Annotated in this window: 26 protein-coding genes; 14 read left to right on the forward strand and 12 right to left on the reverse strand. The window is 63.7% G+C overall.

Features of this window, described 5'->3' with window-relative positions; genetic code table 11:
* The first annotated feature begins 27 nt into the window (after positions 1–27).
* Entirely contained in the window at positions 28–657 is a 630-nt protein-coding gene (locus B5E41_RS25490) for a hypothetical protein (RefSeq protein WP_088396573.1), read from the forward strand.
* Between the two features lie 219 nt (positions 658–876).
* On the opposite strand, the gene B5E41_RS25495 is transcribed toward B5E41_RS25490, so the two are convergent.
* Positions 877–1,314: a nucleoside deaminase gene (locus B5E41_RS25495; RefSeq protein WP_088396574.1), complete on the reverse strand. Its 438-nt coding sequence runs from the start codon at positions 1,312–1,314 to the stop codon at positions 877–879.
* Positions 1,315–1,404: 90 nt separating this feature from the next.
* Between B5E41_RS25495 and B5E41_RS25500 the strand changes: the two genes are divergently transcribed.
* Genes B5E41_RS25500 through B5E41_RS25510 form a run of 3 tightly spaced genes read left to right on the forward strand, consistent with a single transcriptional unit; the run spans position 1,405 to position 4,798 of the window.
* The gene (locus B5E41_RS25500) at positions 1,405–3,360 is read left to right on the forward strand and encodes a pseudouridine synthase (RefSeq protein WP_088396575.1); all 1,956 of its coding nucleotides are present in this window, start codon (positions 1,405–1,407) and stop codon (positions 3,358–3,360) included.
* The gene (gene rsmD, locus B5E41_RS25505; RefSeq protein WP_088396576.1) at positions 3,341–3,901 is read left to right on the forward strand and encodes a 16S rRNA (guanine(966)-N(2))-methyltransferase RsmD; all 561 of its coding nucleotides are present in this window, start codon (positions 3,341–3,343) and stop codon (positions 3,899–3,901) included. The genes B5E41_RS25500 and rsmD overlap by 20 nt, the downstream gene beginning before the upstream one ends.
* 15 nt (positions 3,902–3,916) lie before the next feature.
* Positions 3,917–4,798: a patatin-like phospholipase family protein gene (locus B5E41_RS25510; protein WP_088396577.1), complete on the forward strand. Its 882-nt coding sequence runs from the start codon at positions 3,917–3,919 to the stop codon at positions 4,796–4,798.
* Here the strand turns inward: B5E41_RS25510 and B5E41_RS25515 are convergent.
* The 3 genes from B5E41_RS25515 to B5E41_RS25525 all read right to left on the reverse strand — a co-directional run bounded on the left by B5E41_RS25515 (position 4,787) and on the right by B5E41_RS25525 (position 7,567).
* Complete coding sequence (locus B5E41_RS25515; protein WP_088396578.1) at positions 4,787–5,266, reverse strand: EVE domain-containing protein; 480 nt, start codon at positions 5,264–5,266, stop codon at positions 4,787–4,789. The two genes, B5E41_RS25510 and B5E41_RS25515, sit on opposite strands and share 12 nt — an antisense overlap.
* Positions 5,267–5,269: 3 nt before the next feature.
* The gene (locus B5E41_RS25520) at positions 5,270–5,641 is read right to left on the reverse strand and encodes a VOC family protein (RefSeq protein WP_088396579.1); all 372 of its coding nucleotides are present in this window, start codon (positions 5,639–5,641) and stop codon (positions 5,270–5,272) included.
* A 111-nt stretch (positions 5,642–5,752) separates the two neighbouring features.
* Positions 5,753–7,567, reverse strand: a complete 1,815-nt coding sequence (locus B5E41_RS25525) for a monovalent cation:proton antiporter-2 (CPA2) family protein (protein ID WP_088396580.1) — start codon at positions 7,565–7,567, stop codon at positions 5,753–5,755.
* Between the two features lie 119 nt (positions 7,568–7,686).
* On the opposite strand from B5E41_RS25525, the gene B5E41_RS25530 reads away from it, so the two are divergent.
* The 6 genes from B5E41_RS25530 to lpxK all read left to right on the forward strand — a co-directional run bounded on the left by B5E41_RS25530 (position 7,687) and on the right by lpxK (position 13,527).
* A complete protein-coding gene (locus B5E41_RS25530) occupies positions 7,687–9,033 on the forward strand; it encodes a TldD/PmbA family protein (protein ID WP_088396581.1) in 1,347 nt (448 codons plus the stop codon).
* A 28-nt stretch (positions 9,034–9,061) separates the two neighbouring features.
* Positions 9,062–9,871, forward strand: a complete 810-nt coding sequence (locus tag B5E41_RS25535; protein ID WP_088396582.1) for a 3'(2'),5'-bisphosphate nucleotidase CysQ — start codon at positions 9,062–9,064, stop codon at positions 9,869–9,871.
* A 62-nt stretch (positions 9,872–9,933) separates the two neighbouring features.
* Entirely contained in the window at positions 9,934–10,182 is a 249-nt protein-coding gene (locus B5E41_RS25540; protein WP_064800825.1) for a DUF4170 domain-containing protein, read from the forward strand.
* 159 nt (positions 10,183–10,341) lie between these two features.
* A complete protein-coding gene (waaA, locus tag B5E41_RS25545) occupies positions 10,342–11,661 on the forward strand; it encodes a lipid IV(A) 3-deoxy-D-manno-octulosonic acid transferase (protein WP_088396583.1) in 1,320 nt (439 codons plus the stop codon).
* 9 nt (positions 11,662–11,670) lie between these two features.
* Entirely contained in the window at positions 11,671–12,393 is a 723-nt protein-coding gene (locus tag B5E41_RS25550) for an HAD family hydrolase (RefSeq protein ID WP_088396584.1), read from the forward strand.
* A gap of 90 nt (positions 12,394–12,483) precedes the next feature.
* The gene (gene lpxK, locus B5E41_RS25555; protein ID WP_088396585.1) at positions 12,484–13,527 is read left to right on the forward strand and encodes a tetraacyldisaccharide 4'-kinase; all 1,044 of its coding nucleotides are present in this window, start codon (positions 12,484–12,486) and stop codon (positions 13,525–13,527) included.
* On the opposite strand, the gene B5E41_RS25560 is transcribed toward lpxK, so the two are convergent.
* On the reverse strand, positions 13,524–13,754 hold the full coding sequence (locus B5E41_RS25560) for a DUF2093 domain-containing protein (protein WP_010010632.1): 231 nt from the start codon (positions 13,752–13,754) through the stop codon (positions 13,524–13,526). The two genes, lpxK and B5E41_RS25560, sit on opposite strands and share 4 nt — an antisense overlap.
* Before the next feature lie 67 nt (positions 13,755–13,821).
* Positions 13,822–15,654, reverse strand: coding sequence for a DNA mismatch repair endonuclease MutL (mutL, locus tag B5E41_RS25565; RefSeq protein WP_088396586.1), 1,833 nt, complete (start codon positions 15,652–15,654; stop codon positions 13,822–13,824).
* A gap of 182 nt (positions 15,655–15,836) precedes the next feature.
* Between mutL and B5E41_RS25570 the strand changes: the two genes are divergently transcribed.
* Together B5E41_RS25570 and B5E41_RS25575 are read left to right on the forward strand one after the other, a co-directional pair.
* Complete coding sequence (locus tag B5E41_RS25570; protein ID WP_088396587.1) at positions 15,837–17,567, forward strand: response regulator; 1,731 nt, start codon at positions 15,837–15,839, stop codon at positions 17,565–17,567.
* Between the two features lie 147 nt (positions 17,568–17,714).
* Positions 17,715–19,079 (forward strand): putative bifunctional diguanylate cyclase/phosphodiesterase, encoded by a 1,365-nt coding sequence (locus tag B5E41_RS25575; RefSeq protein WP_064800831.1) that lies wholly within the window; start codon positions 17,715–17,717, stop codon positions 19,077–19,079.
* Positions 19,080–19,196: 117 nt separating this feature from the next.
* Here B5E41_RS25575 and B5E41_RS25580 read toward each other — a convergent pair whose 3' ends face one another.
* The 5 genes from B5E41_RS25580 to B5E41_RS25600 all read right to left on the reverse strand — a co-directional run bounded on the left by B5E41_RS25580 (position 19,197) and on the right by B5E41_RS25600 (position 23,271).
* Positions 19,197–19,802, reverse strand: coding sequence for a PRC-barrel domain-containing protein (locus tag B5E41_RS25580; RefSeq protein WP_088396588.1), 606 nt, complete (start codon positions 19,800–19,802; stop codon positions 19,197–19,199).
* Between the two features lie 219 nt (positions 19,803–20,021).
* Positions 20,022–20,909, reverse strand: coding sequence for an SMP-30/gluconolactonase/LRE family protein (locus tag B5E41_RS25585; protein ID WP_088396589.1), 888 nt, complete (start codon positions 20,907–20,909; stop codon positions 20,022–20,024).
* A gap of 4 nt (positions 20,910–20,913) precedes the next feature.
* Positions 20,914–21,546 (reverse strand): 2-dehydro-3-deoxy-6-phosphogalactonate aldolase, encoded by a 633-nt coding sequence (locus tag B5E41_RS25590; protein ID WP_088396590.1) that lies wholly within the window; start codon positions 21,544–21,546, stop codon positions 20,914–20,916.
* Positions 21,547–21,559: 13 nt separating this feature from the next.
* Positions 21,560–22,474, reverse strand: coding sequence for a 2-dehydro-3-deoxygalactonokinase (locus tag B5E41_RS25595; RefSeq protein WP_088396591.1), 915 nt, complete (start codon positions 22,472–22,474; stop codon positions 21,560–21,562).
* Entirely contained in the window at positions 22,474–23,271 is a 798-nt protein-coding gene (locus B5E41_RS25600; RefSeq protein ID WP_088396592.1) for an SDR family NAD(P)-dependent oxidoreductase, read from the reverse strand. Before B5E41_RS25600 ends, B5E41_RS25595 begins: the two co-directional genes overlap by 1 nt.
* A 103-nt stretch (positions 23,272–23,374) precedes the next feature.
* On the opposite strand from B5E41_RS25600, the gene B5E41_RS25605 reads away from it, so the two are divergent.
* Together B5E41_RS25605 and B5E41_RS25610 are read left to right on the forward strand one after the other, a co-directional pair.
* Entirely contained in the window at positions 23,375–24,169 is a 795-nt protein-coding gene (locus B5E41_RS25605) for an IclR family transcriptional regulator (RefSeq protein WP_088396593.1), read from the forward strand.
* A gap of 219 nt (positions 24,170–24,388) precedes the next feature.
* Positions 24,389–25,123 (forward strand): LuxR family transcriptional regulator, encoded by a 735-nt coding sequence (locus B5E41_RS25610; RefSeq protein WP_088396594.1) that lies wholly within the window; start codon positions 24,389–24,391, stop codon positions 25,121–25,123.
* A gap of 33 nt (positions 25,124–25,156) precedes the next feature.
* Here B5E41_RS25610 and B5E41_RS31895 read toward each other — a convergent pair whose 3' ends face one another.
* Positions 25,157–25,621 carry a hypothetical protein gene (locus tag B5E41_RS31895; RefSeq protein WP_176439486.1) on the reverse strand — a complete coding sequence of 155 codons (465 nt, stop codon included), beginning with the start codon at positions 25,619–25,621 and terminating at the stop codon, positions 25,157–25,159.
* Positions 25,622–25,629 lie beyond the last annotated feature (8 nt).

Raw genomic sequence — 25,629 nt, forward strand, 5'->3', positions numbered from 1 at the left:
ATTGCACCGGTGGCTGGAAGGGTTTTCATGTTCGCAACGCATTGGTTCCGTGTAGGCGCCTGCCTGTCTGTTGTCATGGCGGGATGCTCCCTTGTGTCCGGCTGCGCCAGCAGCCCGACCTACGGCACCGACAAGACCGCCATGGAGCAGCTGACCGACGATCTCGGCCAGTCGGTGTCGCTGACCGGACCGGAACCGAAGAACAAGGGCGTCAAATATACGCCGCGTCCGACACTGGTGCTGCCGGCTGAGGGCCAGCGCGAGACCCTCGTCGCGCCGCAGCCGACGGTGGCCAACAAGGACAATCCGCAATGGCTTGAATCGCCGGAGGAGACGCGCGCCCGCCTCGTTTCCGAGGCTGACGCCAATTCGGACAATCCGAATTACCGCTCGCCGCTGGCGAGCTCCGCCATCGAAGGCGGCCGGCGCACGACCGAAGCCCAGACCCAGGCCTATCGCGAGGCCCGCGCCCTGCAGAAGGGCTCCTATGTCGACCAGCGCCGCTATATTTCCGATCCGCCGCCCGGCTATCGCACCGTCGACGACCCGGCAAAGCTCGACGATGTCGGCGAGCCCGAGCTCAAGAAGCAGAAGAAGCGCAAGAAGGATGCGGCGATCGCCAATTCCGGCAAGCAGTGGTGGAACTTCCTGCAGTAGCGGCTTTTCCGAGCGCTTAGCGCCGCCGCAGGAGATCGGGGAGGGCAGCCCCTCATCCGGCTGCCGCCACCTTCTCCCCGCTCGCGGGGCGAAGGGACATGCCCCACCGTTTCCGTTCCTCACCAGCGTCTCGCAGGGCACGTCCCGCACGCGGGGAGAGGGTTAGGGTGAGGGGCAGCTATTAGCGCCAAAGCCGGAGATGACGGCGGGCACTGAGAACTACGGTGCCTCTCTCCGTTCCGCAAAAAATCGCCGCAAGATCTCGGCCGACTGGACCTCGTTGATGCCGGAATAGACCTCGGGTACGTGGTGGCAGGTCGGTTGCGCATAGAATCGCACGCCATTGTCGACGCCGCCGCCCTTCGGATCCTCCGCGCCGTAATAGAGCCGGCGGATACGCGCAAACGAGATGGCTGCCGCGCACATGGTGCAAGGCTCGAGCGTCACATAGAGATCGGCGCCGACAAGGCGTTCCTGCCCAAGCGCCTCGCAGGCGAGCCGGATTGCGGCGATTTCGGCGTGCGCGGTGACGTCTTTGAGCTCGCGCGTGCGATTCCCCGAGCGTGAAACGGCAATATCGTCGACAACGACGACCGCGCCAATAGGCACCTCGCCGCGTTCTCCGGCGGCGCGCGCTTCTTCAAGCGCCATCTCCATGAAACGATTTGTCTTCACGATCGCACGAATTTCCACTTAACCGCAGATGCGTGACCTGATAGACAGGCCCAAAAGGCAGGCAAACAGCAAATGACACCCAAAGACAAGCCAAAACGCCCGGGCGCAAAGCCCCTTTCAAGGGATATCAGGCCGAAGGCCGGTCCGAAGGCGGGCGGCGCGAAGCCGGCAAAGGCCGCAGCCGCGCGTCCGGCGGCGGCCGAAGCCGACAGCGACACCAAGGCCGAACGTATTTCCAAGGTGATGGCGCGCGCAGGCGTCGCCTCCCGCCGCGACATCGAGCGCATGATCATGGATGGCCGTGTGACGCTGAACGGAACGGTTCTCGAAACCCCCGTCGTCAACGTCACACTTGCCGACCGCATCGAGGTCGACGGCGTGCCGATCCGCGGCATCGAGCGCACCAGGCTCTGGCTCTATCACAAGCCGGCAGGTCTGGTGACCACCAATGCCGATCCGGAAGGCCGGTCGACGGTCTTCGACAATCTGCCGGAAGAGCTGCCGCGTGTCATGTCGATCGGCCGGCTCGACATCAACACCGAAGGCCTGCTGCTGCTCACCAATGACGGTGGTCTCGCCCGCGCCCTCGAACTGCCGGCGACCGGTTGGCTGAGGCGCTACCGTGTCCGCGCCCATGGCGAGATCGACCAGGAAGCGCTCGACAAGCTCAAGGACGGCATCGCCGTCGACGGCGTGCTCTATGGATCGATCGAGGCGACGCTCGACCGCACGCAGGGCTCGAACGTCTGGATCACCATGGGCCTTCGCGAAGGCAAGAACCGCGAAATCAAGAATGTACTCGGCGCTCTCGGCCTCGACGTCAACCGTCTGATCCGTATATCCTACGGCCCGTTCCAGCTCGGCGACTTGCCGGAAGGCCATGTCATCGAGGTGCGCGGCCGCACGCTTCGCGACCAGCTCGGACCGCGCCTGATTGAGGAAGCCAAGGCGAATTTCGACGCGCCGATATACAATGCGCCCGCCGTTGCCGCCGAGGAAGAAGCTGAACCTGCAGCCCCGGAAAAGCGCGAACAGCGTCCACGCCGCGAGGAGGACAAGCGCGAACGGGCGCTGAGCCGCCTTGACACCAAGCGCGACGACCGTCGCGGTGGCGGGCGTCGAGATGACGACCGCCGCGATGGCGGCCGTTTCGACGACGACAAGCCGAAGCGTCCCCAGCCGCTCGGCCAGCGCCGCAGCGCCAATGTCTGGATGGCGCCGGGCGCCCGTCCACTCGGCGAAAAGGCTGCGGCGAAAGCCGCCAAGAATGAGCAGACCGCGCGCCGGCGCGGCGAGCAGACGCCGGCAAAGGGCACCGGTTTCCACCATATCGAGGATCGCCCGCGCACGCAGATCAATCGCGTGCGCGAGGAGGACGGCGAATGGATCCGCTCGAGCGAGCAGCCCCACCGCAAGGATGAGGGCGAAGGCCGCGGCCGCAAGCGCTCGTTCGGGGATCGCCCGGCCCGCGAAGACCGCGGTTATGGCGACCGCCCGGCGCGTGGAGAAGGCCGTGCGGAGCGTTCGCGCGGCGACCGGCCTTTCGGTGATCGTCCCTCGCGTGGCGATCGGCCTTTCGGCGACAAGCCGCGCGGCGACCGCAGGCCGCGTGCCGATGGTGATGAGCGTCCTCGCGCCGCCAGAGCCTCCACCGGCGAGGGCCGTTCTGAGCGTCCGCGCAGCGACCGCCCCCTCGGCGATCGTCCTTCGCGTGGCGACCGACCTTTCGCCGGCAAGCCGCGTGGCGATCGAAAGCCGCGCGAGGAGGGTGACGAGCGCCCGCGGACAGCCAGAAGCTTTGCCGGCGAGGGGCGCTCCGATCGTCCACGCGGCGAACGGTCGTTCGGCGACAAGGCCCCGGGCGAGAAGCCGCGCGGCAAGAGCTTCGGCGCCAAGCCCGGTGGGGCCAAGAGTTTTTCCGGCAAGCCGAAGAGTGGCAAGCCGGGCAGTGACAGGCCCGCGGGCGGCCCGTCCAAGGGTGGTGCGAGAGGAAAGGGAATGACGCGCGGTGCGGATCGTCGGCGGTGAGTTTCGCGGACGGCCTCTCGCCGTGCCAAAATCCAACGACATCCGGCCGACGGCCGACCGGACGCGCGAGAGCCTGTTCAATATATTGAGCCACGCCTATCCGGAATGCGTCGACGGCACCCGGATCCTCGATCTTTTTGCCGGAACCGGCGCCGTCGGCCTCGAAGCCGTGTCGCGTGGCTGTCGCCACGCGCTCTTCGTCGAAAACAGCGTCGAGGGCAGGGCGCTGCTCTGGGAAAATATCGATGCGCTCGGCCTGCACGGCCGCACCCGCATCCTGCGCCGCGATGCGACCGATCTCGGCAGCGTCGGCAATCTCGAGCCTTTCGACGTGCTCTTTGCCGACCCGCCCTATGGCAAGGGCCTCGGCGAAAAGGCGATGGCTGCGGCCGCCGTTGGCGGCTGGCTGCGGCCGGGGGCGATCGCAGTGCTCGAAGAACGCGCCGACATTGTCGTTTCGGTGCATCCTTCCTATGTTTTCCTCGAAAGCCGTATCTTTGGCGATACGAGGGTGCATTTCTTCCGATATCAGCCGCAATAGGCGCAGGGGCGGGGCGTGCAGCAGGCAGACATCATCAGTCCGAAACTGCCTGCGATCAGCGATATGCCGACCGTCGCTGTCGCCTTCGGCGGTGGCGGCGCGCGCGGCCTTTCCCATATCCATATCATCGCAACCCTCGACGAGCTCGGCATCCGCCCGGTGGCGATTGCGGGTTCGTCGATCGGCGCCATCATGGGGGCCGGCATGGCCGCCGGCATGTCCGGCGCCGAAATCCGCGAACATGCGCTGGCAACCGTCGGCAACAAGACGGCCGTCGTCGTCCGCATCTGGGGCATGCGGCCGGCAACGGTGCGCGATGCGGTGGCGAAAGGCATCCGCATCGGCCAGTTCAATCTCGAGCGGATCCTCAAAGCCTTCCTGCCGTCCGAGCTGCCGGCCCGGTTCGAGGATCTGCTGGTGCCGATGAAGGTGATCACCACAGATTATTACGGACAGAACGAGGTCATCATCGAAGAGGGCGAGCTGTTTCCGGCACTCGCCGCCTCGTCCTCCATCCCCGCCGTTTTCATGCCGGTGCGCCTGCGCGGCCGCGTGATGATCGATGGCGGCATCAGTAATCCGGTGCCCTATGAATGCCTGATGGATCTTGCCGATATCGTCATCGGCATCGATGTGGTCGGCGCCCCGGAAGGCGACGGCACCCATATCCCGAACCGCATGGAAAGCATCTTCGGTTCCGGTCAGCTGATGATGCAGACGGCAATCTCGCTGAAGCTGAAGCTATGCCAGCCGCACATCTTCCTGCGCCCGACGGTCGGTCGCACCGGCGTCATGGATTTCCTCAAGGCCCGCGAAGTGCTGGCCATGTCCGTCGGCGTCAAGGACGATCTGAAATTCGCTCTCGACCGCGAGATCGAAGCGCGGCTAAAACGCTAAAGAACCTTGCATGGGCACCGTTGTCTGCGTCCGCGCGGCATGCACGAGCGGTTCAGCGAACATCGCTTCGGCTATGAGCTCGGCATCCTCATTGTCGATTTCGAAGAGCCCAAAGCGCAACCGATAGCCCCAACCGGCCCGATCGCTTGTGAATGACAGGCGGCCGAGCAGTGGCCGGATCGGCGTTTCCATGGCCGGCCACCAGGCGACATCCCGTCGCCAGGGGCGGAAGCCGGGATGGGTCTCCACCTGATATGCCGCCGTTTCTTCGATCACGCCAATGGCCGTGAACGCCTGCAGGCGATCCTTGCCGCCAAACGTTTCAGTCGGCGAATAGTAAATCACGCGGTCGCCTGGCGCGCTCCGCTTAAGCGGAGCGGCCTTGCCGTGACAGACTTGCATGAACCCGGCTGCGCGCCCGATGCGGACATGGTTTGCTGATGCGACAGCAATCCAGCTGCGAGACATGGTTCAGTCCTCCGCGACGTTGTAGACGCGCAAGCGATGCCCGTCGGGATCGGCAGCAACAAAGCTACGGCCGAAATCGAGGTCGGTCGGCGGCAGAAGGATAGCCGCGCTCTTGCCCTGCCATTCGGTGTGGAGCCTGTCGACCGTGTCTGCTGTCGCCACCTTGAAACCGACCTCGCAGCCGCCGCCCGCAGCAGCCGGCGCCGGCTCGATGCCCGCCTTGCCCCACAGTCCGAGCGCCAGGCCCGAAGGCAGAATGAACATTGCGAAGGTCGGGCTGGCCTCCACGGGATCCAGCTCGAGCAGCCGCGCATAAAAGCTGGCGCTCTTCGACGCGTCGGTTACGAAAAGTAGAATGCTGTTGCTGTCGATCACGATAAGCCTCCTGTGTGTTTGGGCAGGCGAATATCTAGCGAGACATGCTGACAGATTCTGGCAGTAGCCTCGCTTTCGAACCGCTCGACCGTCGCAGCTCCGGCAGCTGGTTTATGCGTCCGCCGTCGCATCCGCGATTCCCGCCAGCGGATCGTCCTCGAAGGGATCGGCGGCGCGCTTCGGCTTGACCAGCGGTTCGGGACGCACCGGATGGGAAAACAGCATGTCGCGCCCCGCCTGCAGCCCTTCGGAGACCTGCAGGACGAGCCGCGCCTCGTCGCGCTTGCGGATGTCCTCGCCGATTTCATAAGCATCGGCCTCGGAGACGCCGAGCGCCTCCAGCGTCCGTCTTCCGAACAGCAGGCCCGATTCCAGCGTCTCGCGCAGCTCGTAATCGATCCCCTTGTTGCGCAGTTCGATCGAATGGATGCGGTCGTAGGAGCGGACGAAGAGGCGGGTGTGCGGATAGTCGGCCTGCACCAGCTCCACGACCTTGTCGGTGATTTCCTTCTTCTGCGTGCAGACGAGCACGATCTTCGCCCGATCGATGCCGGCCGAGCGCAGCACGTCCTTGCGGGTGCCGTCGCCGAAATAGATCCGGAAACCGAAAGAGGAGGCCTGGCGGATGCGGTCGGCGGAAAAATCGATGACGGTGACGCTGCGCCCGCCGGCGAGCAGGATCTGGGCAGCGATCTGACCGAAACGCGAGAAGCCGACCATCAGCACGTCGGCGCCGGCACCTTCGAAATCCTCGTCCAGCTCCTCCTGTTCATCGCCGTTGAGCAGCCGCTTCGACAGCGCCGCGCCGATCGGCGTCAGCGCCATCGACAGCGTGACGATCGCCACCAGCAGCGAGGCCGTGCTCGTCGACATCAACCCGGTGACGCCAGCCGTGGTGAAGAGCACGAAGCCGAATTCGCCGCCTTGCGGCAAGAGGAAAGCAATGCGGATCGCATCATTGTGCGGCGATCCTGAAATCCGGCAGAGCCCGTAGATGATGATCGCCTTGACGGCCATGACGATCGGCACCGTGACGATGACGAAGAGCGCGTTGTCGGCGAGAACGTCGAGCTGCAACGACAGGCCGACGGCGATGAAGAAGATGGCGAGCAGCACGCCGCGGAAGGGCTCTATGTCGGCCTCCAGCTCGTGCCGGTAGGAGGATTCGGCGAGCATTACCCCGGACAGGAAGGCGCCCATCGCCATCGAAAGGCCGGCAAGCTGCATCAGGCTTGCCGATCCCATGACGACGAAGAGGGCCGCGGCGATCATTGCCTCGCGGGCGCCGGTGCGGGCGATGATCTGGAAGAGCGGTGTCAGCAGGTAGCGTCCGGCAACGACCATCGCCGCCACCGCGCCGACGGCGACGGCAAAATCGGAAAGCGGCGCATTGCTGCCTTTGCCACTGCCGTCGAGAACGGTGATCAGCGCCAGGAGCGGCACGATCGCCAGGTCCTGGAACAGCAGCATCGAGAAGGAACGCTGCCCGTATCGCGTATTGACGTCGCCGTCGCCCTCGAGGATCTGCATGGCGAAGGCGGTCGAGGACAGCGCCAGGCCGAAGCCGGCGACGATGCTGCCGCGCCAATCGAGGACGTGGGAAAACCAGGCGAGCCCGGTCAGCGCCAACCCGGTCACCGCCACCTGCGCCGTGCCGAGTCCGAAAATGTCGCGCCGCATCTGCCAGAGGCGGCTGGGTTTCAGCTCCAGTCCGATGATGAAGAGCAGGAAGACGACGCCGAGCTCGGCGACGGCGAGGATCTGTTCGCCGTCGGTAATGCCGTGGAAGACCGGACCGATGACGATGCCGGCGGCGAGATAGCCGAGGACGGTGCCGAGCCCGAGCTTCTTGAAGATCGGTGCCGCCACAACCGCGCCGCCGAGCAGCAGGATCGTTTCGGAAAAAAGGGCGTTGGGCGCTGACATGCTGACAATTTCTTTCGGGTGGCGGGGGCATGCAGGCAGTCCCGACAAAGAATCGGCGGCGGCGGCCTTGATGCCAGGGAGAGTGCACAATAAATGGAAGCCGAAGGAAAGGCCAAATCATGTCCTCTGAAATCGATTCCTCGACACTTCTTTCCCGCGCAAGTCAATTGATCGATCTGGCAAGGAAGGCAGGAGCCGACGCTGCCGACGCCGTCGTCGTTCGCTCGCGTTCGCAATCGGTCAGTGTCCGGCTTGGCAAGGTCGAGGGAACGGAATCGTCGGAAAGCGACGATTTTTCGCTGCGCGTCTTCATCGGCAAGCGCGTCGCCAGCGTTTCGGCCAATCCGGGCTTCGATCTCCAGGCGCTGGCCGAACGTGCCGTCGCCATGGCCAAGGTTTCGCCGGAAGACCCATACGCGTGCCTGGCGGACGAGGCGAGCCTTGCCAGGTCCTATCCCGACCTGCAATTGCTCGATGCCACGGAAGTGTCCTCTGAGATGCTGCGCGAGGCCGCTCTTGCCGCCGAGACGGCCGCCCTTGCCGTCAAGGGCGTCACCAATTCCTCCGGCGCCGGCGCGTCGGCCGGCATGGGCGGCCTCGTTCTCGCCACGTCGCACGGTTTCCAAGGCAGCTACATGGCCTCCCGTTTCGGCACCTCCGTCAGCGTCATCGCAGGCGAAGGCACCGGCATGGAGCGTGACTATGATTTCGACAGCCGCCTTTATTACGCCGAACTCGACGATCCTTCCGAAATCGGCCGCCGCGCCGGCGAACGGGTGGTCAAGCGCGTCAATCCGCGCCAGGTGCCGACCGGCAAGAACGTCACCGTCGTCTTCGATCCGCGCGTCGCCCGCGGTTTCGTCGGCCATATTGCCGGTGCGATCAACGGTGCCGCCGTCGCTAGAAAGACCAGCTTCCTGCGTGACAGGATGGGTCAGCAGGTGCTGAAGTCGGGCCTTTCGATCACCGACGATCCGCTGATCGTGCGCGGACCTTCCTCGCGTCCCTTCGACGGTGAGGGCGTGTCCGGCGAGCGGCTTGTCATGATCGAAGACGGTGTCCTGAAGCACTGGTTCCTCTCGACCTCGACGGCCCGCGAACTCGGCCTTGACACCAATGGCCGCGGCGTGCGCGGCGGCAGCGCCGTCACGCCGTCTTCCACCAATCTTGCGCTGGAGCCGGGCGACATCTCGCCGGAGGAACTGATCCGCAGCATCGGCAACGGTTTTTACGTCACCGAACTGATCGGCCACGGGGTCAACATGATCACCGGCGAATACAGCCGTGGCGCCACCGGCTTCTGGATCGAGAACGGCGAACTCACTTTCCCGGTATCCGAGGTGACGATCGCCTCGAACCTCAAGGACATGTTCATGCGCCTGACGCCGGCAAATGACATCGACCGCAAGTTCGGCGTCGCGGCTCCGACCTTCGCGATCGAAGGCATGACGCTCGCCGGGCAGTAAAAACGGGCAGCAGGAATGGAATGACGGGATGAGCGATAGGGAAAAGCTCCGCTGGCAGAGCGATCTCGCCTTGATCGCCGATGCTGCGAAGGAGGCCGGCGCGGTCGCCTATGGCTTCTTCAACCAGTCTCCCGAGGTCTGGTGGAAGAACGGCGACCGCTCTCCCGTCAGCGCCGCCGATTTTGCCGCCAACAAGACGCTTGAAACGATCCTGCGCAAGGCGCGGCCGGATTATGGCTGGCTGTCGGAGGAAACCGAGGACGATGAAGACCGCCTCTCGCGCGAGACACTGTTCATCGTCGATCCGATCGACGGCACCCGCGCCTTCCTCGGCGGGCAGCAGGTCTGGTGTGTCAGCGTCGCGGTCGTCCATCGCGGCCGCCCGGTCGCCGGCGTGCTCTATGCGCCGGCGCTCGAGGAGTTCTACGAGGCCGTCGACGGCGGCGTGGCGCTGAAGAACGGCAAACCCTTCACCGTTTCCGCCGCCGGGCCGGACGAGATAAGCCGGCTTGCGATCGGCGAAGACCTGTTGAAGACTTTTCCGCCGGCGTTCCGTGACCGCGTTAGACGCGAGAAATATGTCCCGTCGCTCGCCTATCGCATCGCCATGGTGGCGGACGGCCGCCTCGAAGGCACCTTCGTCAAGGGCAATTCGCATGACTGGGACCTTGCCGCCGCCGATCTCGTTCTGGCCTGCGCCGGCGGCGGCCTCGTCGATCTCGACGGCAAGCCGATCGTCTACAACAGGGCGGACGTTACTCATAAGGTCCTCTGTGCGGCCCCGGCGCCCCGCATCGATGAGTTCATCGCGGCCTTTGCCGGGCGAGGAGACAGTTGACGTTTCCGTCAAAATCCCGCAGATGAGGTGGCGGAGGAACTAGGCAGAAAGAGAACAAGAAAATGACTGACTCCGGTGACAAGAAGCAGCTTTTGCACCTCGTTTTTGGCGGCGAACTGAAAAGCCTCGAAGATGTCCAGTTCCGTGATCTGAATGGTCTCGATATCGTCGGCATTTTTCCCGACTATGCCACGGCGCTGACGGCCTGGAAGGCGAAGGCGCAGCAGACGGTCGACAATGCGCATATGCGCTATTTCATCGTCCACATGCACCGTCTGCTCGATCCGCAGCAAAAGGCTGGGGGCAACTGACCTCGGCAGCCGCCGCCAGCCGAACGGGCCTTCGTGCATCGGGCGCCCGTCGATCCGGATCGTTTGACGCATTCTGAACAAATTGATCGGCCATTCCGGCCGCAACGATAATAAGGGAATGGGTTTGATGTCGATCGTCTTGGGTCGGAGGCTGGCGCGATGAGCTCCCGGATGGCGCGACTCTGTCTGAGCACATACCGTCTGGCGGGAACCATCGCTTCTCCGGTCGTCGGCCTCTATCTGACCTACCGCACGGCCAAGGGCAAGGAAGACCGGGCGCGCCGCCTGGAGCGCTTCGGCTATCCAAGCGCCAATCGGCCGCAGGGCCCGCTCGTCTGGTTCCATGCCGCAAGTGTGGGCGAAACCAATGCCGTCATTCCGCTGATCCGCGAAATCCGCCGCCGCGATATCCATGTCATCCTGACCACCGGCACCATCACCTCCGCCAGGCTCGCCGCCGAGCGCCTCGGCCAGGAGGCGATCCATCAATATGTGCCGCTGGATCTGAAACCCTCCGTCAGCCGCTTCCTCGATTATTGGCAGCCCGATTGCGCCATCATCGCCGAATCCGAGATCTGGCCGGCGACCGTGCTGGAGCTCGGCCGTCGCCGCATCCCGCAGATCCTGGTCAATGCCCGCATGTCGGACCGCTCCTTTGCCCGCTGGCGCCGCCGCCCGTCGATTGCGGAGGCCTTGTTCGAGAACCTCGCCCTCGTCATCGCTCAATCCGATGTCGATGCCGAGCGATTCCGCGATCTGGGTGCTGTGCCCGTCATCACCTCGGGCAATCTGAAGGTCGATACCGACGCGCCGCCTTATGACAGCGCTGTCTTCGCCCGCTACAAGAAGCAGATCGGCGATCGCAAAACCTGGGCGGCGATCTCCACCTTCGACGGCGAGGAGAATGCTGCCGGCATCGTCCATCGCGCCCTGAAGGAGCGCGATCGTCAATTGACCATCATCGTGCCCCGCCATCCCGAGCGCAGCGACGAGATCGAGGCAGCGCTCGTCAAGCAGGGCCTGAAAGTCGCCCGCCGCACCCGCGACGATGTCCTCTCCGCCGATGTCGATATCTTTCTCGGCGATACGATCGGCGAAATGGGGCTTTATCTCCGTCTGACCGAAATTGCTTTCGTTGGCCGTTCGCTCTTTGCCGAAGGCGGTCAGAACCCGTTGGAGCCTGCCATGCTCGGCTGCGCCATCCTCTCCGGCGGCAATGTGCAGAATTTCCGCGAGGCCTATCAGAAGCTCGCCCGCAGCGGCAGCGCCCGCATGGTGCGCGATACCGAAATGCTGGCCAAGGGCGTGCATTATCTGCTGACCAACGATGGCGCCCGCCGTAACATGATCGAGGCCGGCGTCGCCACCGTGCACGAGATGCGCGGCGCGCTGTCGGCGACGGTGAAGGGGCTCGAACCCTATATCAATCCGCTGACGGTCAAGGCGCGTTTGTTGCCCAAGGCCGCGGCCCAGGTCTGAGGAGACGCGATGTCGGGCCCGGCGCATATCAAAGGCATCCTCTTCGACAAGGACGGCACGCTGCTCGACTATGATGAGAGCTGGCTGCCGGTCAATCGCGAGCTTGCCCGCATCGCCGCTGAAGGCGACCCGCTTCTGGCCGACCGGCTGCTGTCCGCCTGCGGCATGGATCCGGTCAGCGGCCATATCGTTCCCGACAGCCTGCTCGCCGCCGGCAATACAAGGCAGATCGCCGAGGGTCTCGTCGCCGCCGGATCGATGGTCGATATCGAGGAGTTGACGATCCGTCTCGACGACCTCTTTTCCGGCGCCGCTGAATTTTCCGTGCCGGTGACCGACCTTGCAGGCTTCTTCGCAAGGCTGCATCGGCGCGGTTTCAAGCTCGGCGTTGCCTCCAGCGACAATGAGCGCTCCATCCGCCAGACGGCGGAGCGCTTCGGTTTTGCCCGCTATGTCGATTACATCGCCGGCTACGACAGCGGCTTCGGCGTCAAGCCGGAGCCGGGCATGGTGCTCGGTTTCTGCGCTGCGACCGGGCTTTTGCCATCCGAGGTCGCCATGGTCGGCGACAACAATCACGATCTGCACATGGGCCTGAACGCCGGCACGGGACTTAGGATCGCCGTGTTGACGGGAACCGGCTCGCGCGATTCACTTGCTGCGGCGGCCGATCATGTGCTTGACGACATCACCGCCCTTGAGACGCTGCTGCCCGATCTGCAGCCGGCCTGATCGATAAAGGCTTGCATTTTCATCGATTTTAACCTCTCAATCCGGCCGGAAAACGAAATTCTCTAGCCGGGCGGGGAGCGGGACGGCAAAATGATTTCAGAAGCGCCGCCGTTCTGGTGGAGGAAAGCCGATTGGCGGGCTTGGCTGCTGGCGCCGCTGTCCTTTCTTTACGGCCGTATCGCCGGCCATCGCATGGCCCATGCGCGCCGTGCCTCGGTTTCCGTTCCCGTCATCTGCGTCGGCAATTTCACCGTCGGCGGCGCCGGCAAGACGCCCACGGCGCTGACGCTCGCCCGCGCCGCCAAGGCGAAAGGCCTGAAGCCCGGCTTTCTCAGCAGAGGTTACGGCGGCTCGCTCGACGTGACGACGGTGGTCGATCCCCATCATCACCGGGCGGTCGCCGTCGGCGATGAACCGCTGTTGCTCGCCCAGGAGGCGCTGACGGTAATTTCCCGCCGGCGCGTCGACGGTGCTCGGCGTCTGGTCGCGGAAGGCGCCGATCTCATCATCATGGATGATGGGTTTCAGAGCGCCAGGCTGGCGATCGACTATGCGCTGCTCGTCATCGATGCGACCCGCGGCCTTGGCAACGGCCATATCGTGCCGGCCGGCCCGGTCCGCGCGCCGATCCGCCAGCAGCTGCGGTCGGCGACGGCGCTGCTGAAGGTCGGCGGCGGCAATGCCGCCGACGGCATCGTCCGCATGGCGGCACGCGCCGCAAAGCCCTATTTCACCGCCTCGCTCAAGGTGCGCGGCGACGACCGGCTTTCCGGCATCAAGGTGCTTGCTTTCGCCGGTATCGCCGATCCCGCCAAATTCTTCCGCACCGTCGAATCGCGCGGCGCCGAAATCGCGGTCGCCAAGACCTTCGGCGATCACGAGCACCTGACCGAGGAGGAGATCGACGATATCCTTACGACCGCCGAGCGCCAGGACCTCCTGATCGTCACCACGTCGAAGGATTTCGTTCGCCTTTCCGGCCATCACGGCAAGGCGGAACAACTGGCGCAAAAATGCCGCGTGATCGAAGTCGACATGATCTTCGAAGATCACCTCGCCCCGAGCCTGATCATCGATCGGGCGGTCGTCGCCTGTCGCGAGCGGCGTTTAAGGGAATTGAAAGGAAAGAGCTAACGGCGCTGGTTCGGCAGCACGCCGGCGCGTTTGTCGGCCTCGATCGCCGAGATTACGTCGGCATAGGGCTCCTGCCGGGCGACGCTCCAGTAGCGCAGCTCGTCGAGCGGGATGTTTTTTCCGGTCATCGCGCAGACGACGTAGGAGCCGGGCGAGAGAATCTGGAAATCGCCGTCGAGATAGCGGATCTTCGCCTCGCGGTTTCCGTGCCCTTCGAACAAATTCATGCGCTCCGTTCCCTGCAACTTGTCATCCGTCTGCCATACTCCCGCATGAAGGGCTTTGCCAGCTTTTTCAGCTTCTGCCGAAAAGCCGCTCGATATCGCTGAGCTTCAATTCGATATAGGTCGGCCGGCCGTGATTGCACTGGCCGGAGCCGGGTGTTACTTCCATTTCCCTCAGCAGCGCGTTCATTTCCTCCGGCCGCAGCCGCCGGCCGGAGCGAACCGATCCATGGCAGGCCATGGTCGCCGCCACATATTCGAGCTTGGCCGACAGGCCCGACGCCGTATCCCATTCGGCGATCTCGTCGGCAAGCTGGCGGATCAGGCCATGGGCGTCGACCTCGCCGAGCATGGCCGGCGTTTCGCGCACCGCGATCGCCCCGGGACCGAAGCGCTCGATCGCCAGACCGAGTTCGGCAAACTCTGCCGCATGCAGCATCAGCCGGTCGCAATCTTCTTCCGGAATGTCGACGATCTCTGGGATGAGCAGCACCTGCGAGGCCAGCCGCTTCGAATGCAGCGCCTTGCGCATCGCCTCGAACACCAGCCGCTCATGCGCCGCATGCTGATCGACGATGACGAGCCCGTCCTCTGTCTGGGCAACGATATAGTTGGCGTGGATCTGCGCCCGTGCCGCGCCGAGCGGATAACGCCCGACGGGTTCCGGCGCGGCCGGGCGAGGAGAGGCCAGGCCGGGAGACACGGGGTCGGGAGAAAATTGCGGCTCGGCCCGTGCGGTCGGCATCGACAGACCGTCGAAGGATGCCTGCGGCCGTTCGGAAAAAGTCGGCGCCGGCTGGTAGGGGCGGGAAGGGGAGGTCTCTGCCGACCATGGCGCCTGTGGCCGCTGCCCATTGGGCTGGAAACCGGGGCGGAAAGCGCGCAGCATATCGCTCGCGCCGGTCGTTGCCGCCCGGCTGCCGTCGCGCGCGAGCGCCTCGCGAATGGCGCCGACGATCAGGCCGCGCACCAGGCCTGGGTCGCGGAAGCGCACGTCGGATTTGGCCGGATGCACGTTGACGTCGACGAGGGCCGGATCGAGAGCGATCGACAGCACCGCCACCGGATAGCGCCCGGACGGGATCGTCTCGGCATAGGCGCCGCGGATCGCCGAGAGGATCAGCTTGTCCTGCACCGGTCGGCCGTTGACGAAGGCATATTGATGGGCGGAGTTGCCGCGATTGAAGGTCGGCACGCCGGCAAAGCCGGTCAGCGAAATCTCCTCGCGCACGGCGTCGAGCGCAATGGCGTTGTCGCTGAAGTCCTTGCCGAGCACCTGCGCCATGCGCGCCAGATGATCGTCGCCCGTCGCCGGAAATTCCAGCGTTGTGCGGTCCGAGCCGGACAGCACGAAACGCACGGCGGGAAAGGCGATCGCCATACGTTTGACGATCTCGGTAATGGCGCCGGCTTCGGCCTTCTCAGTCTTCAGGAATTTGAGCCGCGCGGGCGTGGCGAAAAACAGGTCGCGGACTTCGACGATCGTGCCGGGATTGGCGGCAGCCGGCCTCAGATGCAGGACCTTGCCGCCGGCAACGGCGATCTCGTGACCGCCGGCGCTGTCGCGCTTGCGGCTTGCGATGCTGAGCCTTGCCACGGACCCGATCGAAGGCAGCGCCTCGCCACGGAAGCCGAGCGTCCTAATATCCTCGAGCGTCTCGGAGATCTTCGAGGTGCAGTGGCGCCTGATTGCCAACTCCAGATCGGCGGCGTCCATGCCGGAGCCGTTGTCGCTGACCCGCAGCAGCGCCTTGCCGCCGCCTGCCGTGGCGATCTCGATGCGTGTCGCCCCCGCATCGAGCGCGTTTTCGATCAATTCCTTGGCAGCGCTCGCCGGCCGTTCGATGACTTCGCCGGCGGCGATCTGGTTGATGAGCGTTTCGGAGAGCTGTCTGATGGCCATGGGCTATTTTCGGGGATTCGCGGCCTGGAGGGAAGGGCTTTCCGATCGCTTGGCGAAACTGTGATCCGCGGCTCCCGGAATTCGGGGATCGGTAGTGTTAAGCCGGTTTTAACAGAAAAATGGCATTTCTAATCAATACCCTCCGGAAGCCGCGAAATCGAACAGATGTGGGACGAAATGGAATGAGTGCCGGCTTCGAAAAGGCGGACACATCATCAGACACCGACGGGACGCTCGCCGGGGCCGATCTGCAGACGGCGCTCTTCGATGCGGTGTGCGACAGCCTTTCGGCAGCTTTCATCATCTACGACAAGAACGATCATCTGATCTTCGCAAGCCGCCAGATTCTCGAATTCTTCCCCTTGCCGGCCGAGATGCTGAAGCCGGGCATCCGGCTGCGCGATTTTCTGGGCGCGATCTACGATACCGGCGTTCGCCAGCAATATGATATCAGGCAGAGCGGCCCGCTCAGCCGCGAGGACTGGCTGTCGCAGAAAATCGCCTCGCATTGGCGCGAGCGCTTCGAATCCGTTGAGCGCCATGGCGCCGACAGCTGGGTCCGCTTCGTCAAGCGCAGGCTGCCGGGCGGTTACGGCGTCACCGTCGTCTCCGACATTTCCGAGGACAAGAAGCGCGAGGAGCAGTGGCGCTCGGACATGGAGCGGGTGCAGCTCACCGAAGACATTCTCGATAACCTGCCGTTTCCGCTTTTCGTCAAGGATCGCAACCTCACCTATGTCGCGGTGAACCTCGCCTTTTGTGAGAAATACCAGAGGAGCGCCGACGAGGTGCTCGGGCGCAAGAGCGGCGATCTCTTCTCACCCGAGATCGCCAAGCGCTTCGAAGAAAGCGATCGTCACGTGCTGGAAACCGGCGAGATGTCGATCTCCCGCCAGCGGCAGATCTCCCGCGACGGCATCGAGCGCGACATCGTCAGCCGCAAGCATCGCATCGGCAAGCCCGGCCGCTATTTCCTGGTATCGACCATGCAGGACCTGCCGCGCGACGGCGCCGATCTCGAGGAGTTCGACCGCGCCTCGGCGATCACCGCCTCCGCCAACCAGAGTTATCGCCGCGCCTATGTGCCGGTGCCGAGCGCGGTGGAGCGCCGCGAGCCGGCGGCGATGGAAGCGATCGTTCCGGAGAATTTCTCCGGCCGCAAGATTCTCGTCGTCACCGCCGACATCGCCGCCGAGACCGCCGCTCTGCGGACGCTGACGAAATACGGTTTTGAATCCTGCTCGGTGCGCGGCGAGGATGAAGAGGAGCGGTTCCTGGAAATCGCCACCTCCTCCGGCATTTCGCTCGATCTCTTGATCATCGACAATCAGATGGGCATGCGCTGCCTCGAGCTTGCCGAGCAATACGGAATTCCGGCGCTCGTCATGGACGGCTTCCAGATCGCCAACGAGCTCACCTTCCAGATCGCCCGCCATTTCAATCGCAACAGCCGCAACAACGGCGGCGGGGCGGACGCGGATTGGGAAATCAGCACTTCCGACGATACTGCCGGCCTGCAGGTTCTCGTCGCCGAAGACAACGATATCAATCAGATCGTGTTTTCACAGATCCTCGAGGGCCTCGGCTATCGTCATATGATCGCTGCGACCGGAGACGAGGTCGTGCGCCTCTGGGCCCAACACCGGCCCGGCGTGGTGTTGATGGACATTTCGCTGCCGGGCTTCAACGGCTTCGAGGCGGCGCGCCTGATTCGACAGATGGAGGAAGCCGGCGGCGCAGCCCGCACGCCGATCATCGGCGTGCTGACCCAGGCCTTCGAGCGCGATCGCGCCGAATGCGCCAAATCGGGCATGGACGACGTGATCATGAAGCCCGTCAGTCCCGACATGCTGGAGACGATATTTCAGAAATACCTGACGGAAGGGGCTTCGCCGGTTCGAGCGAGCGGATGAGACGGAAGTCCGGTCGCCATCCTCCCGTATACCGCAGCCTCCCCAAATCTGGGGTAGATCAGACCGTCAAGGCGGCTGATTTACTAGCGAATTGTTAAGAAATGCCGGTCATTCTCTCCTCGGCTGCGGAGGGAAGCTCGGGTTTGGATGATGAAATCGGCGGAAACAGCTTCCTTGACCGTGAGTCACAATGAGCTTCAGGCGATGGCTTATACCGATCCGCTGACCGGGTTGGGAAACCGCAATCGCATGCGCGACAAGGTGCTGCAGATCTCTGCCGAGCGCGCCAGCGATCCCGCTCCCTTCACCATCGGCATCGCCAATCTCGACAGCTTCAAGCCGATCAACGATCTTTTTGGCTCCTCGGCCGGCGATGAGATCCTTTGCCAGGTCGCCCATCGGCTCAGGGCCTGCATTCCGGACGGGGCGCTGGTCACCCGTCACGATGGTGACGAATTCGCCTTCGTGCTGCCGTTGATCTTCGAGCGGGCGAGCGCCGAAAAATTCGGCCAGATGATCCGCGAGGTGCTGTCGGCGCCTTATGACCTCGGCGACCGCAATGTCCGTCTCTCCGCCTCCTTCGGCTTCGCCATCTACCCGTTCGCCGGAGAGGACTGCGAAGAACTGTTGAAGAGCGCCGAAACCGCCCTCTATCGTTCCAAGCGCCGCGGCCGCGGCCAGATCACCGTCTATTCGCGTGAAATCGCCCAGGAGATGAAGCGCGCGACACAGCTGGAGCAGGCGCTCAGAAATGCGATCATCTCCGACGCGATCGACGTTCATTTCCAGCCGATCGTCTCGCTCGGCAACAATCAGGTCGTCGGCTTCGAGGCGCTCGCCCGCTGGAACGATCCCGATCTCGGTTTCGTGTCCCCCGGCGTCTTCGTGCCGCTCGCCGAAGAGCGCGGTTTCATCGACGCCCTGTCGGAGGCCCTGCTTCGCAAGGCTGCTGAAGCAGCCTTATCCTGGCCGCGTGAACTCTTCCTGTCGTTCAACCTCTCTTCGGCGCAGCTGATGGATCCCGGCACAAGCGGCAGCATCCTGTCGATCCTCGGCCGCGTCGGCTTCGACCCGCATCGCCTGGAACTGGAAATCACCGAGACGGCGGTGATGGGTTCGGCCGATACCGCACATCGCATCATCGCCGATCTGCGCGCCGCCGGCGTTCGCATCTCCCTCGACGATTTCGGCACGGGCCAGTCGAGCCTCGGGCGTCTGCGCGACTTCATCTTCGACAAGATCAAGATCGACCGCGCCTTCGTCTCGCGCATCAATTCCGACCGCGCCTCCGAACACATCATCAAGGCGATCCTTTCCATGTGCGAAGGCTTGGAGCTGGAAGTCGTGGCCGAAGGTATCGAGGATTATGCCGAGGCGGTAAAGCTGCGCACACTCGGCTGCGGCATGGGCCAAGGCTACCATTTCGGCCGCCCGGCCGATGGCATCGCCACGCTGCGCTTCCTGCACGAGAACTATTACGATATGGCGCCCGCCGAGCGCGTCAGCGCATAAGCTATCCCACCAAAAGTGCGCAGCGGTTTTGCGTCCGGGATTGCGTCAAGCGATCACCAAACAGCAATGGCGCCCCTAGGAGCGCCATCACCTACGCTATACTACCGCGCGCGCGGTTTACTTAGGCGTGGTCGAACCGGTTGCCGTCGTATCGGTGCCGGTTGCGGCCGGGGCCTTCTCTGCAGCCTGCATTGCCAGCGTCTTGAACTCGGGCGCAGCCTTCAGCGATTCAGCGGTCTCGCTGGTTGTCAGCTTGAGACTGCCATCCTGGGTATTCTGGGCGATGGCGATTTTCTCCATCGGAACGGCGACATCCTTTTCGCCGATGCCGAGGAAGCCGCCGACGCCGACGATCGCAGCAACGATGCCGCCATCCTTTTTCATGATCAGGTCGTTGATGCTACCAATGCTTTCATTGTTGGCGTTGTAGACCGACTGACCGATATAGGTGTTGGCGCTGACCTGGTCCGGAGCCTGTTCCGTCAGATAGGTACCTTGGGCTACATCCGTGCTCGGTTTTGTAACCGGAGCCTGTGCAGCGTCCCCTGCGGGCTTGGTGACATCAGGGGTGACCGGCTTGGGGGCAGCCGGATCGGCCGGCGCTGCCTGATTGGTCGCGGCGGGATCGGCAGGCTGCGGCGCCGTCTGCGAGAATGCCGCCGGTGCGAAAGCCGTGGCAAACAGCGCGCCAGCGGCAACGGTCGTCAAAAGTTTGCGTGTCATTTCGAACCTACTTTCATTTCCCTAGAGTGATCGCTGACTCGGCAATGCATCATCCTTGCCTCGCCGGTTCGAAGGGAAAATGAGCGGTGCGCCGATTGGTTCCGGTTGAAAACACGGAAAATTTCTCGATTATCACGGAACTTTTATTGGCGAACGGCCCGAAACGAAAAAAGGCGCCACTCGGGAGCGCCTTGAATGGTGGCTGACCGGATACGGCAGTCAGAGCACATAGACGGGATCGAACAGGCCCTTGACCTCGATGCCGAGTTCCAGAAGCGCGCCGGCGCTCGGCTGAGCCGAACGGGCATCCTCGTCAAGCCCTTCCCAGGCCGTCGTCACCGCCAGCCGGTCGGCATTGGCGCCGATGAAGGCCGGGCAGGAGGGCTGGACGGCGGGAACCTTGTAGCGCGAGATACGCAAGCCATCGGGATTGTAGCGATCGACGACGCCGGCGCCCCAGCGGGCATTCCAGATATAGCCGTCGGCATCGACCACCGAACCGTCGATGCCGCCGGGCTCGTTCATGCTGTCGACGAGCACGATCGGCTCGCCCGAGGGCAGGCCGGTCTGCGGATCGACCATGACGCGCATCAGCCGGTTGATGCGGGAATCCGTGTAGTAGCCGACCGTGCCGTCCGGGGAAAAGCAGATTGAATTCGGGATGCTGATGCCGCTGAAGATCTTTGTCACCTTGCCGCCGGCAACATGATAGATGGCGCCGGCCTGATTCTCCGCCCGCTTGCTCATCGTGCCGATCCAGAGTGAGCCCGACGGATGGGTGCGACCGTCGTTCGAGCGGTTCTCCGGTCTGTCGTTTTCGAGCGCCGCATAGAAGGTGAGGTTGCCGCTGGCCAAGTCGCGCACGAAAAGCCCTTCTTCGGTCGCGATCAGCTGCCGTCCGGCGTCGATGCGGGCCAGCACGCTTGCCATGACCGGCAGCGAATGGACCTTTTTGGCGCGCGTCGAAAGATTGAGCTCGTGCAGCTCCTTGCCGAGGATGTTGAACCACCAGACGGTATCGCTGTCCGGATCATAAGTCGGACCTTCGCCGAGAACGGAATTGGTGTTGCAAAGGGTCTTCCCTTCGAACTCGTAAATGTCGGTCATACGTTCACGCTCCCATGGCTGCATCATAGGCGTAAATGGTCGCCTTGGCGCGCTCGGCAACCTCTGCCTCGGTCATTCCGGGCTTGTAGAGGCTGGTGCCGAGGCCGAAGGCTGAGATGCCGGCCTTGGTGTAATCGGCGAAGTTCTTGTCCGACACGCCGCCGACGGCGGCAATCGTCAGTTCCGGCGGCAGGATCGCCCGGATCGCCGTGATGCCGGAGGGGCCAAGAACGCTCGCCGGGAAGAATTTGAGACCGGTGGCGCCGGCCCGCGCTGCGGCGAGCGCCTCGGTCGGCGTAAAGACGCCGGGCATCGTCACCATACCATGTTCGCGCGCCCGGATGATCACCTCCGGTTCGACATTCGGGGTCACCAGCAGCTTGCCGCCGGCCGCATTCAGGCTATCGACAGCCTCCACCGTCAGCACCGTGCCGGCGCCGATCAGCACCTCGGCCGGCGCCATCTTCGCAGCAATCTCGATGGATTTGAACGGCTCCGGCGAATTGAGTGGGATCTCGATCGCCGTCAGGCCGTTTTCGATCAAGGCGCCGACGACGCTCTCGGTCTCGTCGGGCCGGATGCCGCGCAGGATGGCGATCAGCGGGCGCTTCATGTCGGGGAAGGGGATACGGTTCATCGTGTCAGCTTTCTCAATTCGGCCAGATGGCTTCGGCGGCTGCCGATAGGCCGCGGCGCACGGCCGCGTCGGCGTCGATGGCGGTGAAGGCAAGGGAGAGGGTGTTGAAAGCCTGCTCGTAGAGCGCCTGCAGGCGTCCGGAGGCGACGAGGGTGATGCCTGAGTTGGCGGCATCCTGCAGCGCGCCGGCAATTTCGAGGCCGATCAGTGTGCCGGAAAGCCGGGCCTGCGCTGATGCGGCGGAGATCCCGTGCAGCAGCTGGCCCGAACGGGCGGTAAACAGCAGATTGGAGGCAAGGGCCGGATGCGCAAAGGCCGCCGATACCGCCGCCTCGAAGGCAGCCGTATCCGCCGGCTGTTGTTCGGCACCCGACACGGCATGCGACAGGATCGTGCTTTTACTGATCGCGTCGAAAAGTTCGCCGGTCATGAAGGTCGAAAAGCCGGTGACCTTGCCGTCCACGACATGCACCCATTTCGAATGCGTGCCGGGCATGCAGACTGCCTGCGCCGCGGAATTCGTGCGGCCGAGCGCGCCGAGAAGCTGGGTTTCCTCGCCGCGCATGACATCGGGCCTCGCCACATCCCGCTGGGCAAGGCCCGGCAGGATGCGGATGTCACGGCTTTCACCCGGCACGCGGACCGCCGCAGTGAGGATCGAGGCGAGCGGCGCGGGCACGTCGATATAACCGGCCTCGACCCAGCCCTGCCTTGCGCCGGCCATGCCGCAGACGATGACAGGCAGGCCTTCCGGCGCTTCGACAGCTGTAAGATGGCCCGACAGCACGGCGGAAAAGCCGGTCCTTGCCGCGCTGGTCATGCCTTCGCCGCTGCGACGTTCGGCAAGGATGCTGCCGTCCCTGCCGATCAGCCAGAGCCGGAAACTGCTGGTGCCCCAGTCCACCGCGACATAAGCGGGATTAGCCATTACAAAACGCCTCCATCGACGATCAGGGACTGGGCGGTCATCGCCGCCGCGCAGTCGGATGCAAGAAACAGACAGGGACCGACGATCGCATCGGCCTTGAGCGCGACTTTCAGGCATTGCTGCTCGACCGAGCGCGCGATGCTTTCCTCGGTGAGCCAGAGCTGCATCTGCCGTTCGGTCACCACCATGCCGGGCAGGATGCAGTTGACCCTGATATTCTCCGGCCCGAGCCGGCCCGCCATGCTCTTCGTCAGTCCGACGACCGCCGCCTTCGCTGCCGCATAGGCGGGAAATCCGCCCATGTTCAGCTTGAAGGCGATCGACGACATATTGACGATCGCGCCGCCGCCAGCCGACCGCATCGACGGCGCCACCGCCTGCGAGGTGAAGAACACGTGCCGCAGATTGACCGCCTGATTGTTATCCCAATAGGCCTCGGTCACATCATCAAATTCATGGCGGTCGTCCCAGGCGGCGTTGTTGACAAGCACGCGGATCGGCCCGGATGTCTGAACGACGGCATCGACCGTGCGCCGGATCGCCTCGATGTCGCGCAGATCGGCATGATAGAAGAGCACCGGATGCGCCGTTTCCCGCGACAGTCTTTCCGCGAGTTCCCTGCCGGCCGTCTCGGCAATGTCGATGAAGGAGACCTTGGCGCCCTGGCGTGCGAAACCTTCGACGATCGCCGCGCCGATGCCGGATCCGCCGCCGGTCACGAGCACGGCGCGATCCTTGAACTCGGGAAATTGTGCTGCCACTGCGCTCACCGTCTCCTCCGATCGCTGATGTTCCATTATTTGGAACTTAATTTGACTATGTGGAATTATCGGATTATGCTGGGCTTTCTGTCAAGGGCGCACGCTTGCAAGCGCGGACCGATTCAATGGCACATAGACAATGACTTCAAGCGACGGCATGGCTCAGGCACGCGAGACGGGCACCCTCGGCAAATTGATGGTTCTCCTCGATCTCGTCACCCATGCGGATACGCCATTGCGCTTCACCGACATTCTGGCGCGGGCCGGCCAGCCGCGCGGCACGCTGCATCGCCAGCTCAGCCACCTGGTGGAGGAGGGGTTGCTCGAGCTCGATGGCGACGGCCGTTATGCGCCGGGCCTGCGCCTGCTCGATTTTGCCGCGCGCAGCTGGGCGCGCAACGAATTCCGCCTGGTTGCCGAACCGCACCTGAGCGAACTCCAGCAGGCGACCGGCGAGACGGTGCATCTCGGCGTTCTCCGGGGACAGTCGATCATTTATCTCGACAAGGTTGAAGGCCGTCAGCCGGTGCGCATGTATTCGCAGATCGGCAACGCATCGCCCTGCTACTGCACTGGGGTCGGCAAGGCCGCTCTTTCGCTGCTTTCGCGAGAAACTCTTGTCGACCTCCTCGCCGGTCTGAGCTTCACCAGCTTCACCGCCTCGACCCATGCTTCGGCCGAGACGCTTGCCGCCGAAATCCGCGAGATTGCCGAACAGGGCTATGCTTTCGACCGCGAGGAGCACGAAGCCGGCATCCGCTGCGTCGCCGCGCCCGTCTGGTCGGAGGATCGCACCTTCATCGGCGGCATTTCGGTCACCGGCCCGGCCTATCGGCTGTCGATGGAACTTCTGCGTCAGTGGGCCGTTCCCGTACAGCTGGCGGCTGCAAGGATTATGGAGGGCATGCGCGTCCGCCTCGGCCCGCGCCGCTGACGGTCATCGTTACCGCGTTTGCTGGACCGCTTGCGGAGCATGTTTATGAAGAGCGCGATATTGAGACGGGCGAATCACGCCAAGTGGAATGGCCTGCGAAATCTGCAACCAAGCATTGGTCCAAGCCTGTCCGCCGAGGCCGGCTCCATGTGATCCAACTCACGCTCCTCACGCCTCGATGCAACCGAACCGGCCGCGGCGCCGGAGATGAAAACTGTGATGGTACCCTTGTCGCAAACATCCACGGATGAAGACGATTACATCAACGAAATCGTCGGCCTGAAGACGCAGTTCGATATTTTCCGTTTCTTGAAGCGCGTCACGGAAGCTTATCGCAGCCGCGCCTTCATGGTTCTCAATCTGCCGCCGATCACCTCTCTCGACCTGCAGGGCAGCACCGTCATCACCAGTTGGCCGGCCGAGCTTCTGGCGCTCTACGACCAGGAAGCGCTGATGGTGAACAGCCCGGTTCTGAGGCGGCTGAGAACATCGACGCGGCCGTTCTTTTACGACATGTCGCGCGAGACCTGGTCGCGCGACGACGGCAAGTCCGCCCTGGTCACCGGGTTGTTCGAGCGTTTCAGGATGATACGCGGCGCCTATTTCCCAACGCATGAGGCCTCCGGCCTGCGCGGCGCCGTCTCCTTCGCCGGCGATCGCGAACCGTTCAGCGCCGCCGAGATGCGCGAGCTTTGCTATATCGCCATCCATGTCTTCGACAGGCTTGCTGAAATCCGCAACCTCGATACGCGCATGACGGACTCGCTGACCGACCGCGAGATCGACTGCCTCAACTGGACGGCGGCCGGCAAGACCAGCGCCGAGATCGCCGAAATCCTGGCGCTGTCCGAGCATACGGTCAATCATTACCTAAACCGCGCCACCAAGAAGCTCGACACGGTCAACCGCACCCAGGCGGTCGCCAAGGCGCTGCGGATCGGCCTGATCAAATAAGTCGCAAAATGGCGGCGCGCTGTGGGCGGCCGCTCAGTGCTTAGGCAGACCCTGGATGTTCCCCGGCGCTTCTGCGCGCTTTTCCCGATTTTTCATCTGGCACGCTTTCTGCATCTCCTTTGCCAGAGGTCCAGAGGGGACTTTGATGACCAGCGCCAGGAAATGGCGCGGCCGACACACCGCCGCCCGACGCCGACGCCGCTTCTCTCCCGGCCCTCGGCGTCGGTGGTGGTTGTTGCCTTTTGGCACCGCTTCTTTCGCAGCTGTTGACGAATTCCTCTTCCCGATCACTTTTCTCTGGCCTTTTTTTCGGCTTGCGCTAGTTCGCCCCGCATTGCGCCGGTTCTCGGGGAGAGAGACCGTTGCGGCCATCAGGGCGAAATGCCCGGCGGACTTGATGGCCGCAACGGATTCGCTAAATCCCCGCCGTCGTTTTTCGACGCCGGCAGATTGATTTTCCTCCCGATGATTTTGTTTGGCGAAGGCGTGCGGCTCCACTATCTCTA

It is taken from the genome of Rhizobium esperanzae (genome assembly GCF_002204185.1).
GTDB lineage: Bacteria > Pseudomonadota > Alphaproteobacteria > Rhizobiales > Rhizobiaceae > Rhizobium > Rhizobium esperanzae.